The 18750-nt window shown below is 41.3% G+C and carries 11 protein-coding genes; 6 read left to right on the forward strand and 5 right to left on the reverse strand.

Annotated features, from left to right (window positions below):
* Nucleotides 1-107: 107 nt before the first annotated feature.
* Nucleotides 108-2108, reverse strand: coding sequence for a cytochrome c/FTR1 family iron permease (locus tag H5181_RS09985; protein WP_259397023.1), 2001 nt, complete (start codon nt 2106-2108; stop codon nt 108-110).
* A gap of 648 nt (nt 2109-2756) precedes the next feature.
* Between H5181_RS09985 and H5181_RS09990 the strand changes: the two genes are divergently transcribed.
* Nucleotides 2757-3425, forward strand: a complete 669-nt coding sequence (locus H5181_RS09990) for a flagellar brake protein (RefSeq protein ID WP_182750936.1) — start codon at nt 2757-2759, stop codon at nt 3423-3425.
* Between the two features lie 189 nt (nt 3426-3614).
* Here H5181_RS09990 and H5181_RS09995 read toward each other — a convergent pair whose 3' ends face one another.
* Nucleotides 3615-5021, reverse strand: a complete 1407-nt coding sequence (locus H5181_RS09995) for an FAD-dependent oxidoreductase (RefSeq protein WP_182750937.1) — start codon at nt 5019-5021, stop codon at nt 3615-3617.
* 5 nt (nt 5022-5026) lie between these two features.
* Complete coding sequence (gene gltB / locus H5181_RS10000) at nt 5027-9475, reverse strand: glutamate synthase large subunit (protein ID WP_182750938.1); 4449 nt, start codon at nt 9473-9475, stop codon at nt 5027-5029.
* 523 nt (nt 9476-9998) lie between these two features.
* Between gltB and H5181_RS10005 the strand changes: the two genes are divergently transcribed.
* The 3 genes from H5181_RS10005 to oxyR all read left to right on the forward strand — a co-directional run bounded on the left by H5181_RS10005 (nt 9999) and on the right by oxyR (nt 12741).
* Nucleotides 9999-10967, forward strand: coding sequence for a TIGR01212 family radical SAM protein (locus H5181_RS10005; protein WP_011638398.1), 969 nt, complete (start codon nt 9999-10001; stop codon nt 10965-10967).
* Nucleotides 10968-11252: 285 nt separating this feature from the next.
* The gene (locus tag H5181_RS10010) at nt 11253-11618 is read left to right on the forward strand and encodes an Hpt domain-containing protein (protein ID WP_011638397.1); all 366 of its coding nucleotides are present in this window, start codon (nt 11253-11255) and stop codon (nt 11616-11618) included.
* 205 nt (nt 11619-11823) lie between these two features.
* Nucleotides 11824-12741 carry a hydrogen peroxide-inducible genes transcriptional activator OxyR gene (oxyR, locus tag H5181_RS10015; protein ID WP_011638396.1) on the forward strand — a complete coding sequence of 306 codons (918 nt, stop codon included), beginning with the start codon at nt 11824-11826 and terminating at the stop codon, nt 12739-12741.
* 199 nt (nt 12742-12940) lie between these two features.
* On the opposite strand, the gene H5181_RS10020 is transcribed toward oxyR, so the two are convergent.
* Nucleotides 12941-13963, reverse strand: a complete 1023-nt coding sequence (locus H5181_RS10020) for an adenylate/guanylate cyclase domain-containing protein (RefSeq protein WP_220491689.1) — start codon at nt 13961-13963, stop codon at nt 12941-12943.
* 519 nt (nt 13964-14482) lie between these two features.
* Entirely contained in the window at nt 14483-15151 is a 669-nt protein-coding gene (gene mutH, locus H5181_RS10025) for a DNA mismatch repair endonuclease MutH (protein ID WP_182750939.1), read from the reverse strand.
* A 763-nt stretch (nt 15152-15914) separates the two neighbouring features.
* Between mutH and rppH the strand changes: the two genes are divergently transcribed.
* Nucleotides 15915-16433, forward strand: a complete 519-nt coding sequence (rppH, locus tag H5181_RS10030) for an RNA pyrophosphohydrolase (protein ID WP_011638393.1) — start codon at nt 15915-15917, stop codon at nt 16431-16433.
* 24 nt (nt 16434-16457) lie between these two features.
* On the forward strand, nt 16458-18698 hold the full coding sequence (gene ptsP, locus H5181_RS10035) for a phosphoenolpyruvate--protein phosphotransferase (protein ID WP_011638392.1): 2241 nt from the start codon (nt 16458-16460) through the stop codon (nt 18696-18698).
* Nucleotides 18699-18750 lie beyond the last annotated feature (52 nt).

An 18750-nucleotide genomic window follows, 5' to 3' on the forward strand; every position in this document is an offset into this window, starting at 1 on the left:
AGGCCAACTAAATATATTTAGTCGGCCTTTTTTATTGAACGCCTAATGTTAAACAACAAAACCAAGCGCTAATCAAATTCTAACGATGATTCCATTAGTGAGTAGTATTACTTTGCGTCACGATTACGGATAACCAGCAAACTAAACAATACTACTATCACCATTTGTGTGCCCAAACCTTGCCATGTAGACGCTATTCCTAACCAGCTAATCGACACATCTAGAGGGAAGGGCGTAAGGCTAATTACTGCAGCTTCTTGTAACGCTGAAATCCCTTTTCCTGCCAGAATAAACGCTAAAATAAGCATGAAGTAAGAACTCACCGCAAAAAAGCGGGCTAATGGCAATTTAACTGAATAGCGCATCATTAACCACGCAATTACCGCTAAAATAGCCATACCTGCTAGCAAGCCGTAAACCAAGTAACTAACTTGCTCATTACTGCTGGCAGAGCCTATGGCTTGTGTTAGTAATGACTGATAGAACAAAATGGTTTCAAAGACTTCACGATAGACCGAAATAAACGCCAGCCCAGTGAGACCCCATAACGTGCCAGTGTTTAAATGGCGGTCGACATTATTTTTAATGTAACTTTGCCATTTAGAACCTTGGGTTTTACTGTGCATCCAATAACCAACATAGAACAATACCAATGCGGCCAGCAATGCAGCACCACCCTCCATTAACTCCCTTGAGGCTCCGCTAATGCTAATCAGGTTATCTGCAGCCCACCAGGTTAATACACCAGCAGCAAGTGCTGATATCCAACCAAAGTGAACAAATTTAATCGCATCCTGACGTTCGGTTTTAATTAACACTGTCATTAAGGCAATGATAACGAGCAGTGCTTCTAATCCTTCGCGTAGCAAGATGATTAATGCAGCCGAAAACATGGCATTATTGGATAGTGATTGCTCCGTTAGTAGTGTGTCCGCTTGGTCCAGTTGAGCCAGAATACTGGTTAACTGTTGATTTACCTGGTTATCCTGTCCTGTTGTTTTTAGGATATTTCTAAAATTAAGCAGCTGGCTTTCAATCGATTTACGCAAACTACTGTCGTGAGCATCTAAATTGTTCTCAATTAATTCAAAACCGTCGAGATAGGCGCTAACGGCTAAGGTTTGCGCTTGCGCTAACTCATTGGCTTGATATGCTTTTACAGCAGCCTGTAAGTTAGTGCGGGCTACCGAAATAGGCGAGTCAGCATATTGAAACAGTAACTCAGGTTGTGAGCGGAGTAATGCTAATTGGGCTTTATCAATTTCGACATTTTGCTCAATTAACTGGGTTGGATTGCTATTGACCCACTGTTGTAATTCAATATTCGCATCATTCTCGATGTGCTTCGTTGTCGTTGCTGTTGGCTCAAAAGCTAAACTACCAACATAGAAAGCCAATGACCAACGCTGTTGATCATTTAACTCACTAAAAGCACGCATCGCACTGCCATCTAAACCATCTGAAATCGCATCATAAAGCCCCAATAATGAACGGTTTAATGCACGTTCTTGGTCAGTAAAGTTGGTTGGCTCTGGTGACAATGATTTAGCCAGTGGTCCATCGCCTTGGCCTAAATCACCATGACATGTTGAACAATTTTCGATAAACAGCTGTTTAACATTCTCTTTAGCCAAAAGCTGTGTTGGTAACACTAATGCTGGAGACTGGCTTAATAACTGGTTACGTATTTTTTGGCTAAGCCCTTGAATAACATCCAGTGATGATTTGTCTACAATGGCTTGCTGTAATTGTAATGCATCGGCCGTTAATGAATTTGGCACATCATTGGCGAGCAGGTTTGTTTTTTCGATAATGATGCTAGCGAATTGCTGCATTTCAGCAAATTCATCTGGATTAGAGATACTACCTTCGGTTACGGCTTCTGAATAATCAACACCAATGTATTCAGCTAATTGAAGAATTTGTCGTGTTTGTTTTAAAAGATCTGGTGATGTCTCGTGTGATATCTCTTGTGACGTGACTGCCGGGCTTTGTGCCCATAAAGACGTTGAAAACACCGAGGCAATGACAACCAACAGACATCTGTTGAACACCGAAGATGTGAGCTGTTGTCGCCATAACGTGAAGCTGCTTAAGAAAGTATTCAAGGTATTGCCTTAATAGGAATGAAGGAATTATTCTTTAAACTAAATAAAAATAAATGATAATCGTTATCATTCTACTTTCTTGCATGAGGCTAATCAATCACTCTGAAGGCTTGTTAGATAATGCTATCAGTATAAAAGTGATTTAAGGTGAAACTTTTGTCATAGAAAAATATTTAGAGGCAGTATCAAAATAGGTTATTCAGTTTTATAACAGCAGGTTAGAATTATACTTTAATGCTAAAGATATGAGCCTGGTGCCTTGTTGATATACAATAGTCAGTATTAAATATCACTGTTTGGTATAAGTAACCGATACTCGGAATGACAAACGCCTCTCAAATAACCCTTCGTGTTGTTACCTGCGTTGTATGGACTTACCGTAGATTAACGATTGATGTGCCAATATGTGATGTTAATAAAACACATGCCAAATTTGCAATTGCAGTCTCGAAATAAGCCAGTCTTGAAATAAGCTGGCCGCTAATTATTTTTGCATCGATTATTCAGGATTGAGGTTAGGTAGGATTAGCACTACGCTAGTGACTACTAAACTAAACCTGATATGTTAATGTTATTAAGTGTTATTGGAGTCGATAGATTAATAGAAATGAGGTCCATTATGATGAGTAACACGATGGTAAATAACCAATGACAACGCCAGTAAGTGCTTCGTTGTATGCTGATCTTCGCCTAATTGACATTGGTATGGAATTGTTCGTTGAAATTCATTTTGCCAATGGTAAAACAGTGCAGTCACGTTCGAGCTTAATTGGTTATCAGGTTGGGCGGTTTATCTTGATTGAGTATCCCAATAAAGGTTTTTCTGAGGCTTATCAGCATATGCTGGTGAACGCTGAAATTGTGGTAAGGGCGATGACGAATAGCGGTTTTAAAGACATTGTTGCTTTTAAAACAACCATATTTTCTGTGGTTAATCAACCTATTAGAATGCTGTGCATTAGCGTGCCTAAAACTATCATCAAGAAAAAAGTCAGAGATCAGTTGCGAGTTAATATCGAGCAAGATGTGTTTATTATGCACAATGACAATAAAATCAGTGCAAAAATGCTCGACTTTTCTTCTACTGGCTGTTTGCTTACGGTAGACGCCAAAACGGTGAGTATTGAACAAGGCGAAGAGATACATGTGGCTATCTCGATTAACACTGATCTTTCAGGGATTTTAACGGGTAGCATGGTTAAAGTTCAAAACATTGAAGGTGTATTGAATATTGGGGTGAAGTTTTCAGATGAGCATCCACAATTAAAAGATAATATTTTCAGCTATTTTTTAGTGAGTTCAACTAAAAAGCCGTGACCAAAAGATAATCCTAGTAGTGGTTTTTGATTGTGACTCATCGTGCGAAAAAAAGATAAAAAAATGCGCATCAAAAGATACGCGAAAATTCACAAGCAAACTCGGTATTCCAGCTTTTATTATTAGACTATAGGCAGGCTAAAGGTCTGCTTACCTTTAGCCTGCTTTTAGCGTTATTATGGCTAGCTGTTAGTCTAAATAGTTTAAAATGCCTAATGCTGCATCTCTACCTTCTGCTATAGCCGTTACCACTAGGTCAGAACCTCGCACCATATCACCACCAGCAAACACTTTCGGGTTAGTGGTTTGGAATGGATTGTCGTCGGTTTTCTTGGCTTTAACTAATCCCCATTCGTTGGTTTCAATACCAAAATCACTAAACCAAGCAGCAGGACTAGCTTGGAAACCAAAGGCTATAATCAGCGCATCGGTTGCTAACACTTGCTCACTACCAGCAATGATTTCAGCGCGTTGACGTCCACTGGCATCAGCTTCTCCCATTTTGGTTTCAACGCATTCAATCCCAACGATTTGACCGTTTTCAGCTTTAATTGCCACGGGTTGACGATTAAATAAGAAGTTAACGCCTTCTTCGCGCGCATTTTGCACTTCACGGCGAGAGCCCGGCATGTTGGCTTCGTCACGACGATAAGCACATGTCACACTCTTAGCACCTTGACGAATGGCTGTGCGCACACAATCCATTGCCGTATCACCGCCGCCTAATACCACCACATCTTTACCCTCAAGGCTTAGATAAGGGGTAGCGTCGTCTTGAGTACCCATAATGTGATGAGTATTGCCAATAAGATACGGCAGCGCTTGAATAACGCCTTCAGCGTCTTCATTAGGCAGTTTAGCTTTCATGGCCGTGTAAGTACCCATACCAAGGAAGACTGAATCGTACTCGTCTAACAGGCTTTGAAAACTCACATCCTTGCCGACAGTGACACCCATTTTGAATTGAATGCCCATGCCTTCAAGCACAGAACGGCGGGTTGCCATAACATCTTTATCAAGTTTGAATGATGGGATGCCGTAAGTAAGCAAACCACCAATTTGTGGGTATTTATCATACACCACGGCTTGCACACCATTACGAGCCAACACATCAGCACAGCCAAGACCCGCAGGACCCGCTCCAATAATGGCAACACGTTCCTTACGTGGCGTCACATCCTTCATGTTTGGGCGCCAGCCTTGGGCAATCGCAGTATCGGTAATGTATTTTTCAACATTACCAATAGTGACCGCACCAAAGTCATCATTTAAGGTACAAGCACCTTCACATAAACGGTCTTGAGGACATACTCGGCCACAAATTTCTGGCAGAGTGTTGGTTTCATGTACCAAGTCCGCCGCTTCCATAATGCGACCTTGTTCAGCCAATTTTAACCAGTTTGGAATGTAGTTATGCAGTGGGCATTTCCATTCGCAATACGGGTTACCACAGTCAAGACAGCGGTCAGCTTGCTCCTTTACTTCTGGTTGTGTAAACGGCTGATAAATTTCAATAAATTGTGTAGCACGTTTTTTCGCTTCATGTTTAATGGGGTCAGCTCGACCCACTTCTATAAATTGAAAGTCATTGCTCATAATGATTACCCCGCCTTTACCACTAATTCCGGACTCTTCTGCTCAATTTTTAGCAGGTCAGCAACGGCAATATTCTTTGGTTTAACTAATACGAAACAATCCAACCAGTTTTCAAAGTCACTTAAAATCATATGTGCATGTTCACTGCCGGTTTCAGCATAGTGAGTTTCAATTAGGCCTTTTAAGTGTTGCTGGTGGATGGTAGATTCTAATTTTTGAGTGTCGACCATTTCGGTGTTTACTCGGCGATTAAAGCGACCAAATTGGTCAAATACATAGGCAAATCCGCCCGTCATGCCTGCACCGAAGTTGACTCCAGTTTTCCCTAGGATAACCACGATACCGCTTGTCATGTATTCGCAACAATTATCACCACTGCCTTCAACGACCGCGATAGCGCCAGAGTTACGCACAGCAAATCGCTCGCCCGCTTGGCCTGCAGCAAACAACTTACCGCCAGTAGCACCGTATAAACAGGTATTACCCATAATGGCACTACGTTCACTCTGGAACGGGCTACCAATAGGTGGGTGAATAACGATCTTACCGCCAGACATGCCTTTGCCGACATAATCATTAGCATCACCGCACAGCTTAAGTTCAAGGCCTGGGCTGTTCCATACGCCAAAGCTTTGGCCCGCGCTGCCATTAAAACCAAGTGTTAACGGCTGTTTTGCACCCGTTACACCAACAGTCGTAGCGATAAAACCTGACAATGTCGCGCCTACCGAGCGATCGGTATTATTGATTTGATATTGATAAGAAAACGGTTCGCCAGTTTCAACTGCTTTACGACAATCCGCTAACAAGGTTTGATTCAGTTGGCCAACATCTGAAGGCGGATTGATTTCTTTCCAAGTCAGAGATGAGTTTGCCTGTACTTTTGGTTTATATAAAATTGGTGCTAAATCTAAGCCACGCTGCTTGTCTGTTTGACCTTCAAGCGCATGTAACCAGTCGCTCCGTCCGACTAAATCTTCGAATTGAGTAACCCCTAATGCAGCCATCCATTCACGCACTTCTTGAGCCACAAATTCAAAGTAGGTCATGACACGTTCAGGTAAACCGTGATAATGGTTTTCGCGTAAGTTTTTATCTTGAGTTGCCACACCGGTAGCGCAGTTATTAAGATGACAAATACGTAAGTATTTACACCCAAGTGCAATCATCGGCACTGTACCAAAGCCAAAGCTTTCGGCGCCCAGTAACGCTGCTTTAATCACGTCGGTACCGGTTTTTAAGCCGCCATCCACTTGCAGGCGGATTTTATGACGTAAACCATTTTCTACTAGCGACTGATGCACTTCCGCTAAACCAAGCTCCCAAGGAGAACCGGCGTATTTCACCGAGGTGATAGGGCTTGCGCCAGTGCCGCCGTCGTAACCTGATATGGTGATCATATCGGCATAGGCTTTTGCAACACCGGTTGCAATGGTGCCAACACCGGGTTCTGATACTAGCTTGACCGACACTAAGGCTTTTGGATTGATTTGTTTTAAATCGAAAATCAGCTGAGCTAAATCTTCAATCGAGTAAATATCGTGGTGCGGCGGCGGTGAAATCAAGGTCACACCTGGACGAGCATGACGAAGTCCTGCGATTTCAACACTGACTTTATGGCCAGGTAATTGCCCACCTTCACCCGGTTTTGCACCTTGAGCTACCTTAATTTGCAGCACATCAGCGTTAACTAAGTAATGCGCGGTAACGCCAAAGCGACCCGATGCAATTTGTTTGATGGCCGAGTTACGTTCGCTATTGAAACGACGTGCATCTTCGCCACCTTCACCTGAGTTTGAACGTCCACCAAGACGGTTCATCGCAACCGCTAACGCTTCATGAGCTTCAGGGCTTAAAGCACCAATGCTCATGGCTGCGCTATCAAAGCGAGGGTAAAGCTTTTCAGCGCCTTCGACCGTGTCTATTTCAATGGCATTTAGTTGACCTTTAATGCCGATTAAATCACGTAACGTGGCCACTGGGCGATCATCAACTAAGTGAGTAAACTTTTTGTATTCAGCGTAGTTTTTGTCTTTTAATGATGCTTGTAAGGTATTCACCACGTCTGGATTAAAGCAGTGATATTCACCACCTTCAACATACTTTAATAAACCACCTTGTGGTAACGGTACATGGGCTCGATAGGCGGCGGTATGGAGTATTTTCTGGTCATCGGCAATATGGTTAAAACTGACACCTTCAATACGGCTTATCACACCTTTAAAACATAACTCAATCACATCACTGGCTAAACCCACAGCTTCAAATTGTTGGCTACAACGATATGAACCTACGGTACTAATGCCCATTTTAGACATGATTTTACGTAAGCCTTTTTCAATGCCGTAACGGAAGTTAAGCATTAAATGGGTTACATCATCGACTTGATGCAGTTTTGCCATCGCTGAAATAGATTCATAGGCGAGGTAAGGGTAGATAGCCGTGGCACCAAAACCAATTAATACCGCAAAATGATGCGGATCGCGTGCTGAAGCGGTTTCAACAATAATGTTAGTGTCGCAACGTAGGCTTTTATCGACTAATCGAGTTTGCACAGAACCCACAGCCATAGCGGCAGGGATAACTTGAGCACTTTTCGCTACAGCACGATCAGACAATACTAACAATGTTGTGCCGCTGCGAGCTAAGCGTTCAGCTTCGTCGGTAATACGGCGAATAGCCTGCTCTAGTGTTTCATTGGCATCATAGTTTAAATCAACTGTGTTGGCGCGATAGTTAGTGCTGTCTAATCCCAGTAACTGATTAAAATCACTGAATAACAAAATCGGTGAATTGAACATCACTCGGTAAGCATTACCGGTAGTTTCGCTAAATAGATTTTGCTCGCGACCGACGCAAGTGGCTAACGACATCACGTGTTTTTCACGTAATGGATCAATAGGCGGGTTGGTTACCTGAGCAAATTTTTGACGGAAATAGTCGTATAGTGAACGCGACTTTTTCGACAATACTGCCATAGGCGTATCATCACCCATTGAGCCAATGGCTTCTTCACCTTTGCTCGCAAGTACCCAAATAACTTGTTCTAATTCTTCACGGGTAAAACCAAACTGTTTTTGATATTGCAGTAATGTTTTACTATCAAAACCACTTGAACCTTGTTTGGTTGGAGCCATATCCTCAGCAGGGATCAATGTCTGACTGTTTTTAGCCATCCACTCTTTGTAAGGATGGCGACGCTTTAAGTCATTATCAATTTCAAATGAATGATACAAACGACCATTCAAGGTATCGAGTACTAGTAACTCACCGGGCCCAACGCGGCCTTTTTCAATCACTTCATCGGCGGAATAATCCCAAATACCGACTTCAGACGCTAAGGTGAGGATACGATCCTTGGTTATAACGTAACGAGAAGGGCGTAGACCGTTACGATCTACCGCACAGGCAGCATGGCGGCCATTGGTCATTACAATGCCTGCAGGGCCGTCCCACGGCTCCATGTGCATTGAGTTAAAATCGTAAAAGGCCTTTAACTCGTCATCCATTTCAGGATTTGATTGCCATGCTGGTGGAATAAGCAATCGCATGGCTCGATATAAATCCATCCCGCCTGATAACAACATTTCGAGCATATTGTCTAAAGAAGACGAGTCTGAACCTGTTTCGTTAACAAAAGGGGCCGCTTGTTGTAAATCTGGTAGCAAAGGCGAATTAAACTTATAGGCGCGCGCTCTTGCCCATTGGCGGTTACCGGTAATGGTATTGATTTCGCCGTTATGAGCGAGGTAACGAAACGGTTGAGCTAATGGCCATTTTGGCGATGTGTTAGTTGAAAAGCGCTGATGAAATAAACAAATAGCACTTTTCAAGCGAATGTCTGCAAGGTCAGTGTAAAATGATGGCAGATCTGCTGGCATCATTAAGCCTTTATACACAATGACTTGTCCAGAAAGACTGGCGACATAAAAGTCTTTGTCATCGGTGATTTGTTGTTCAAGGCGGCGGCGAGCCATATATAGGCGACGCTCGAGATCTTTTTCTCGCCAGCCTACTGGCGCGTTGATCAATACTTGATAAATTTGTGGCAAGCTTTCCCGACCAATCTCCCCCAAGACATCCGGATTAATAGGTACTTTACGCCAGCCAGCGACACTGAGTGTTTCTCGTTGTAGTTCTTTTTCTAAGATAAACTTCGCTTCATCAGCGCGTTGTTCATCTTGGCTGAGAAATAGCATACCTACGGCAAATTTTCGGCTTAAATGCCAATCGTTTTCTGCCGCAATAGCTTCAAAAAAATCTGTAGGCATTTGCATTAATAGACCACAGCCATCACCTGTGCGTCCGTCAGCTGCAATACCACCACGATGCTTCATTCGATCGAGACCATGAATCGCGGTACGCACAATGCGGTGACTTGCGTCGCCGTCCATTTGTGCAATCAAACCAAATCCGCAATTGTCACGCTCAAAACTGGGATGATACAAGCTCATACAAAAAACCCCCTAAACCTCTACTAGATACGACTCGGGGTAAATTTGAAGAATATCCATAGATATGCACCCGAACCATTCAAATTAAACTGAGATTGAATAAAGGTCAAACCAAAAAAATGCAACAAACTGAAATATTATTACTAAAAAAACGTTATAAGCTACCAACTTGACGTTAACGTCAACTGTTGTATTTCACCTATAACGTTCTGAATAAAAAGAATTTTAGAAAATATTCAAACAATTGTTTACCTTTTTGCAACAACAGCAAGGAATTATTTTTGAAATAAAAATAGTGAATTTTATTTCAAATACAGTCTTTGGGTAAAAAATTATTCTAAATGATTAAATATTCATTTTAAGTAATGTATAAATTACTTAAATTGTTTTAAACGTTTTTTGAGTTTGTGCACAACTTTAGCGTTAGCTTGAATTGATAGCCCGTTTTATTGATTTAGGACCAAGACAGGTGCTTATCTCCTGACTACACTGCCGGACTTTGGGGTGATGATGAGAGCAACTTGTGGGTTTAGATGATTACGTTAATACGTTTGGGGTGCATTGCAAACGTTTATATGGCCAAAGAATAAAAAAATTAACTATAGATGCCCAATTTACCTGCCCTAATCGAGATGGCACGTTAGGGGTGGGCGGTTGTACTTTTTGTAATGTCGCTTCATTTAGTGGCGAACAAGGCAGAGAACAACCTATTGCGCTGCAATTGACTGAAGGGAAAGTACGCGCCCTATCTGCAAAAAAATGCACAACATCTGTGAATGTTAACTCTACTCCTACTGCAAAATATATTGCTTATTTTCAAGCTTACACCAGTACCTACGATGAGTATAAAGTGCTAAAGCAAAAGTATGATCAAGCACTTGAAGATGCCGATATTGTTGGGCTTCATATAGGCACTCGTCCTGACTGTGTGCCTGATGAAGTACTTGATTTACTCGTTGAGTATCAACAGCGAGGCATTGAGGTGTGGCTAGAACTAGGCCTACAAACTGCCAATAATCACACGTTAAAGCGGATTAATCGTGGTCACCAATTGTGTGAATATCGCCAGACCGTTAAAAAAGCTCGCGCTAAAGGCATTAAGGTGTGTACCCATTTGATATTAGGTTTGCCAGGTGAAACATCTGCTGACTATTTTAATAGCTTACAAACCGTATTAGGAATCGGTGTTGATGGACTAAAACTGCACCCTTTGCATATTGTAGAAGGCAGTATTATGGCGAAACAGTGGCGCTATCATCCTATGCCGTTAATGAGCCTTGAAGAGTATGCCTCCGAGGCCGCAAAACTTATTCGTCACACCCCAAAAGAGATTATCTTTCATCGCGTGACTGCCTATGCCAAAAAACCAATGTTACTCGCCCCTAATTGGTGTGCGTATAGATGGGATGGTTTAGTAGCCATTGTGGATGAACTTAAAGAATACGGTGGGCAAGGCAGTGCGTTAATGTTTAGCCAAAGTAAAACAGCCTAGTGCAGTGTATTTGGGTAGGCATATTATAATTTGACTAAATATGGTCAAGGACGATTTTGCGAAGAAGTATAAGGCTGATAACGACTATTCATTATTTATTGGGCGAAACATTGCCAATATGAGTATTTTTTAAACATTGGTAATACCAGCTGAGTAGTTATGTTGTAAATATGTGACTTTTTACCATTAAATAGCGTCTAAATATTGGCAAGCCTTGCATAGGGTATTTTACTCGGTATCATATTTATAATTTTTATAGAGTTAGATTTTGATAGAGGTGCCTTTATGGCCACAACGCAGTTAGACTCAATATTGGATCTCAATACGCTTGAGCAATATATCAGTGCCATTGGTGCTGGAACGTTATTGAAAAGCGTAGTGTTATTCGAGCAGTTAATGCCTGAGTATGTCAGTAGCTTAGTGAAAGCTGGCGATGCAAATGATAAAGAAACGTTATGTGCAGAAGCTCATAAATTTAAAGGTGCAGCAGGATCTGTTGGCCTTAAACGCATTCAACAATTTTCCCAGTTATTACAACATGGTGAAGAAGCTAAATGGGAAACAGAACATAAGGTATGGCTTGCTGAAATCGTTGAGCATGCTGCACAAGATTTACAACAACTGAAAGTTTACTTAGAAGCGAAAGCTTAATTACCAGTAGAGTAGAGTGTAGCGTTAGCTGCATGATCAGTTAGATTAGCAACTAGATTAATGCCTACAATCGGTTTGTTGAAATGCCTCTTTATTAAAGAGGCATTTTTTATGGTCGTTTGTTCAATATTGGTTATCGATGTCTTGTTATTTTGACTAATTTAATTCACTATTTGAATTAAATTAGATAAGGGCAATCGTTTATATGAAAAATCTTCCCAGCCTTAAGAACCTTTATTATTTGGTTCATTTACATCAAGAGCAAAATTTCAATCGTGCCGCTAAGATGTGCTTTGTGAGTCAATCGACTTTATCTAGTGGTATCCAAAATCTCGAAGAACAACTAGGCTATCAGTTGATTGAACGTGATCATAAATCGTTTATGTTTACTGCCATCGGTGAAGAAGTGGTTGAGCGAGCTCGAAATATTTTAACCAATGTCGATGACTTAGTTGAATTGGTTAAAAATCAAGGCGAACCGATGACCGGAGAAATTCGTTTAGGTTGCATTCCCACTATTGCGCCTTTCTTACTCAGTAGAGTGGTTAAGTTATGCCAGCAAGACTACCCCAAGCTCAGTTTGTTATTAAAAGAAGACACGACTGAGCGTCTATTGGATGCTTTAGCAAAAGGTGAGTTGGATTTATTGATATTAGCGTTACCTGTCGACACAAGTGGTTTTCATAGCATGAAAGTTGGCATTGATCCGTTTAAAATGGTGATGCATAAAGAGGTATCGCAACAATTCTTGCAGCCCATTGACTACCAAAAAATGCCAGACGAAAGTATCTTTTTACTGCAAGCTGAACATTGCATTACCGGCCACGCGATAACCGCATGTCAACTGGGTGATAGCGCCAAAATTAATCCTTTTGCGGCAACCAGTTTGCATACCTTGGTGCAGATGGTTAACAGCAAGTTAGGCACCACATTTTTACCCCAAATGGCGATCGATACTGGTATTTTAACTGATACCGATCTTGTCGCAATGGATCCTCCTGGTGAAGCTCCTTATCGTGATATTGGTTTAGTTTGGCGTCAAACTACCAGCCGTATTTCAACGTTTAGAACCTTAGGCTTAGCGATTCAACAAAAGCTGCTAGCACAATCGTTACCAAGTTAGCCTCAGCTCGGGATATAAGAGGTGGGATGGATCGATAGAATGGTTTATTTCAGGTCAACAATATCAAACGTGCGATTTTTGTCGTTAATAAGGCTATTGAAGTATCAATAGCCTTATTGTTATCTGTAGAGTAACACTGGCAGTTTCAGGCATGTTTATGTTTGAAATTGAGCTTAACTAACCTCAATTAAACTCAGTTTTAACTGTTATTCAATTTTCTTGGGGCAACACCATACACTTCAGTTGGGTGTTTCTTACCTTTAAGCATTATGGGGCCTAAGTCAGTCAGGTCATACTGACTATTTTGTTGCTCAAGTCGATGCACAACATCTCCAGATAGCAACATTCGTTGACCGAGCGGATTACATTGGTCTTGTAGCCGTGCCAAGGTATTTAATACATCACTGAAGAAACTAATCTCTTGCTTATGTACGCCGACTACCGCGGCTACAACTTGGCCACAATGCGCCGCAGCTTTAAATTTTGGTACAAAACCATATTGTTGTTCAAAATATTGCCTTTGCCACTGCAATTGCTGGCAAAATTCGAAATAGATATTCATACAACGGTCTTGTTTAATACCTTGCTCTAATGGCCAGTGGATAAGTACGGCATCACCCATGTAACGATAAATTTCTGCTTCATTATCGGTCACTGTGTCGGCTAACATGCTAAAGCTGTCTTGAATTAGGCGGCTAAAGCGATAATCGCCTAAGGTTTCGGCATGAGCTGTAGATGAGACCATATCTATAAATAAGAACAATTGTTGCTCATAACGTGGTTTGTGATATTTGCCAAGGCCAATATTGAGCAAGACTTTAGGACCAACCAACAACGACATTTGTTCAATAAAAGCTAAGCTTACCCGGACCACAACAAGATAAACCACTAGCGCTTGAAACGATGGGCTATAAATAATCTGCACTGTGAGCATTTGTCGTAATGTCACCATGTGGTTCTCAATGGCCCACATGTTTAAAAATTGTGTCACGTACGCCAGGGTTGTTGCCCCAAGTAGCAAAAACAATCCTTTAAACACCACAGAAAATAAATAAGGTAAACGACTGATGGCGCTAAAATCGGCAATGAGATTGGACATCCAATGCAAGCCGCCAAATACAACCCCCATCATTATGGCAAGCGTGGCGAGATCGGCATTGCCAACTGCCCATTCAGGTAGTTGCGATGATTGTGAGTAGCGGAAAAAAACGAAAGAAGCCATTGCTACACACCAGGCAAAAATAGCGAACAATAATTTTTGAGTTTGACGGCGTGCTTTCACGGAGGATGTGGTTGCCCAAATGACTTATTATATAGGGTGGCTAGTCTATAGAAAATTTGCTTACTTGTGATAGTTTATTTGTGATTTAGATCAATAGAAGTGAAGAAATATGTGCACTAACGCAAAGTTTTTTCAACATTAGTAGGGCTTGTTGAACTTTTGTGGCTGAAGTTTGTTCGAGATAAACGGTTCTTTATTTATATAACAAGGTGGCATAAATGTTAGAGACGAAGTTCCAGTTAGGCTAATGGCTTGTAACCAATTTATTCAATAAAGATTCAAAACTACGGTTAACAGAATCCTTCGGCAATATCTGTGGCTTCTTTCTCCTGCTTATTGCTTACTCATGTTGTATCACGGGATGTCGTAAGCTCTGTCTTGTAAAACATTGCCACGCACTGCTTAAAAATTGCTCTTAATGATCTACAGGCCCAAGATACCAAGTAATGTAACAACAGGTTATGAAAATGCATTGGTTAATATCTGCTGAGTAAAATCAATTTTAAGGTAAAAACCTCTGGGATTTGATAGTTGGATGCTACCGTCTTCGGCGATGCTTTCAGTAAGCGTTTTGCTATTAGCTGCTTTTGGACGTAATTGCAGTACCTCACCATGACGTGCAGTAATTTTATCAACTTTACCTAGTGCAATTAACTCCATTATCTCTTCCCAATCTTGTTGTAACTGTCTGGCTTGTGTTGAGTTTGGTTGCCATAATATGGGCGTGCCTATACGACGCTCACCGACAGGGATGCTCCGTTCGCCTTCAACGGGTACCCATAACACTCTCTGTAATTTATGGTAAACCAAACTGTTTTCCCAAGTCATACCCTGAATGTTTGTCAGCGGCGCTACTGTGACATAAGTGGTCTCAAGCGGTTTGCCATTGTGATCGATCGGGATCGTTTTGAGCTCAACCCCTAAATGTAAAAAGTCCTGTTCTGGTCTTGATCCTGCCAGAGCCCCTAATTCAGATTCAATAAGTTGGCCTACCCAGCCTTTGTCTCGGCGTAAATCTGCAGGCACCATGATGTGATTATCTGCCGCAATATCAGCTAAACGAATACCAGCCATATTGTGCGCTCTTTGCATTAATTCGTTTAGATCTAAGGGCGATGATTTAGCCATGAATGAGTATTAACCTCTGGGGAAATGAATTAAGTAGACGATCAAAATCAACAGTCTATGCTATCAAGTAATATTCATTGAGAACAAGTTTAGTTAGTTATTTAAGATGTGATTGAAAAACAACCATGTTTTGGTTGGTTAAAGTTATTTGATTGAATTCCTTTGTAATTGGTTGTTTTAAAGATACTTTTTTGTTGATGGTTGTTTTTATATTATACTTGTCCCGAGTTACACTCGTTTTTCCCCTACATTTCACACATACTTATCCACAGATTTAATGGATAAGTGTAATAAAACCTGTCTTTAACTGATTAAAAACACCAAGTCAACGCAATAAAACGGCTTTTTAACGGGTTTAATTTAAAATAAGCCTTGTTATTTGTGTATAACTTAAATTGCTAAATGAGTGATTGGCTATCTTAATTAAGCCTGTTTGTTTTTTGTACAATATTGGCGTTCTGCTATAATATTAGTTTGTAATTATTTTTAAAATATTGATTTTGTTGACATATGTTGTAGTAAAAAGTGGTTTCCCTTAGACGGAGGGCAGCTAGTTTTTAGCCTGTTATCAAGCTTTGCCAAAGTTTCGAACAGAGATATCCACAGATTTTGTGGATAATCCACAGGGTCGCTTGGTTTAATTGTTGATAATTTTGATTTATTAACATTGTTATTCAATTATCCACAGTAAATAGAGGTTTGCCGATAGGCATGCTTTGTGAAACAATCAGACGATATAAAATTTGTTATTTTTGGAGTCCATGTGATTGATAGCGACGGCTTTCGCGCAAATGTGGGCATCATTATCTGTAATAAATTTGGACAAGTTATGTGGGCTAGACGTTTTGGCCAACATTCATGGCAGTTTCCACAAGGTGGGTTAGATGATGGCGAATCAGTAGAAGAAGCCATGTATCGCGAACTTTACGAAGAAGTGGGACTAAGACCTGAGCATGTTCAAATTTTAACATCCACTCGATCTTGGTTACGTTATCGGTTACCCAAGCGTTTGGTACGCCAAGAAAGCAAACCTGTTTGCATTGGCCAAAAACAGAAATGGTTTTTACTACAATTGAAAGGTCACGATAATACTATTAACTTGAATTCTTCTGGTCATCCTGAGTTTGATGATTGGCGTTGGGTGAGTTATTGGTATCCTGTTCGTCAGGTTGTGTCTTTTAAACGCGACGTATATAGAAAGGTAATGAAAGAGTTCGCATCGACGACATTAGCGCTGCAAACGCGCGAGTTTAGTAAAAAACGAAGCAAACAACGGAGTTAACTGATTTCAAAGAGGATTGAAACAGTGTTAAATATGCTCAGGGATATCACTCAAGCTGTTGCCAGAGCCAGCAGCCTTGAAAGTGCATTAAACATCTTAGTGTCACAAACTCGATTAGCGATGGCTACCCATTGCTGTTCTATTTATATCCTTGAACAACAGCATCTAGTGTTATCCGCCACTGAAGGTTTACAACAATCTGCCGTTGGCCGAGTGAGCATGCCATTATCGCAAGGTTTAGTAGGCTTAGTTGCTGAACGTGAAGAAGCCGTTAACCTTGCCGATGCTCGTATTCACCCTCGTTTTAAATTATTTCCCGAAGCCGCAGAAGAAGAATATCGTGCGTTTTTAGCTGTGCCGATCATTTTTCAAAAGCAGGTGGTGGGCGTTATTGTGGTGCAACAGCCAGAAGCCCGTCAGTTCAGTGAAAGTGAAGAAGCATTTTTAATGACCTTAGCCGCTCAGCTTGCGGTGGTTGTGCGCAGCTTGAAACACAAAGCGGCCATTACTAATGTGCAACAGCAAGTGGTTTTCAGTGGTGTTAATGCATCAAGTGGTATTGCAATTGCTCACGGTTTGGTATTAGGCGGTGTAATTTCATTAGAACAACCCGAGGTTAGCTGCTTTGACATAGATGCTGAAATTCAGCGTTTAAAGTTGGCCATGCAGCGTTGTAAAGACATGCTGTCGTCAATATCGCAACGTTTTGAGCGTGAAAAGTCTGCTGATGTGGCCTCTATCTTTACCGCATTTCAATTATTGTTAGACGATTCTAGCCTTGGTGGCGAATATGCCCGCGAAGTCGCTTTAGGCTGGCAGGCTGAGTCTGCGGTAAGCCGAGTGTCATTGCGCTATATCAAACAGTTTTTGGAAATGGAAGATCCATATCTAAAAGAGCGCGCCAGTGATATTCGTGAGCTTGGGCAAAAACTACTTCGACAGCTTATTGAGCCCGGTCGATTAGAGTTAGAGCCGGATAAACCGGTTATTTTAGTCGCTAAAGAAGTGGATGCCACTTTATTGGCTGAGTTTCCACGGCAAAAACTCGCTGGTATTGTCACTGAACGTGGTGGCGTTAATGCCCATGCGGCTATTTTAGCGCGTGCTTTGGGTGTACCTGCCATTGTTGGCGTTGATGATGTGTTATCAATCGACATCGATCAAAAACTATTAGTTCTGAATGCGAATCGTGGCCAGCTATTGGTATCGCCATCGCCTGCAGTAATTGAAGAGTACCAATTACTGATTGATGCCGATGTTGAAAAACAAAAGCAATTTTCTGCCGAATTAAACCTACCATCAGTGACTACAGATGGTCAGCGGATCCATTTATATTTAAACGCAGGTTTATTGAGTGGTATCGCGTCTGAAATTGCTGAATGTGCAGATGGTATCGGGCTATATCGAACTGAAATTCCCTTTATGTTGCATCAACGCTTTCCGAGCGAGAGCGAACAAATAAATGTATATCGTCAAGTACTGAGTGCCGCAGGTGATAGGCCTGTCGTTATGCGTACATTGGATGTTGGCGGCGACAAACCGTTACCGTATTTTCCAATTAAAGAAGATAACCCATTTTTAGGGTGGCGCGGCATTCGTTTATCGCTTGATCATCCTGAGCTATTTTTAGTGCAATTGCGCGCGATGCTACAAGCTGCTGGTAACGGCAATCAATTGCAAATATTACTACCAATGGTGAGTAATCTGGATGAAATTGATCAAACATTAAAATATTTAGAGCAAGCGTTTACTGAACTAAACCAAGAATTAAAGACTATTTTAGTGAGGCCGAAAGTCGGCGTTATGCTTGAAGTACCTGCATTGTTGTATCAGTTACAAGATGTGGCAAAACGGGTCGACTTTGTGTCGGTGGGCAGTAACGATTTGACTCAATATTTGCTTGCTGTCGATCGTAATAATCCGAGTGTCAGTTCATTATTTGATAGTTACCACCCAGGTATTCTTCGAGCACTTAAAAGGGCTGTCGATGAATGTAAACAGTATGATTTAGATGTGAGTGTTTGCGGCGAACTTGCGGGTGAACCTTATGGTGCATTGCTTCTAGTAGCGATGGGCTATAACAAACTCAGTATGAACCAAGGCAGCTTAGCCAGAATCAATTTTTTACTCAGACGTGTATCAAAGCAAGAGTTAACGGATTTATTAGAATCTATTTTACAACAGTCAAATGGTAACCAGGTTCGAGGCTTATTAGCCAGTTTCTTGCGAAAACATAACCTATTAGATTTAATCAACATAGATTAGCAATACGATTGAATCTGCTAAGGAAAGTTTTAAATGATTTTCCCTAGTGGTT

Source organism: Shewanella sp. SG44-2 (genome assembly GCF_014164215.1).
GTDB lineage: Bacteria > Pseudomonadota > Gammaproteobacteria > Enterobacterales > Shewanellaceae > Shewanella > Shewanella frigidimarina.

What these genes read in the sequence shown, in the direction of transcription:
- H5181_RS09990 (WP_182750936.1), top strand. Translation starts at nt 2,757, where the DNA reads ATGACAACGCCAGTAAGTGCTTCGTTGTATGCTGATCTTCGCCTAATT.
- H5181_RS09995 (WP_182750937.1), bottom strand. Translation starts at nt 5,021, where the DNA reads ATGAGCAATGACTTTCAATTTATAGAAGTGGGTCGAGCTGACCCCATT.
- gltB (WP_182750938.1), bottom strand. Translation starts at nt 9,475, where the DNA reads ATGAGCTTGTATCATCCCAGTTTTGAGCGTGACAATTGCGGATTTGGT.
- H5181_RS10010 (WP_011638397.1), top strand. Translation starts at nt 11,253, where the DNA reads ATGGCCACAACGCAGTTAGACTCAATATTGGATCTCAATACGCTTGAG.
- oxyR (WP_011638396.1), top strand. Translation starts at nt 11,824, where the DNA reads ATGAAAAATCTTCCCAGCCTTAAGAACCTTTATTATTTGGTTCATTTA.
- H5181_RS10020 (WP_220491689.1), bottom strand. Translation starts at nt 13,963, where the DNA reads ATGGCTTCTTTCGTTTTTTTCCGCTACTCACAATCATCGCAACTACCT.
- mutH (WP_182750939.1), bottom strand. Translation starts at nt 15,151, where the DNA reads ATGGCTAAATCATCGCCCTTAGATCTAAACGAATTAATGCAAAGAGCG.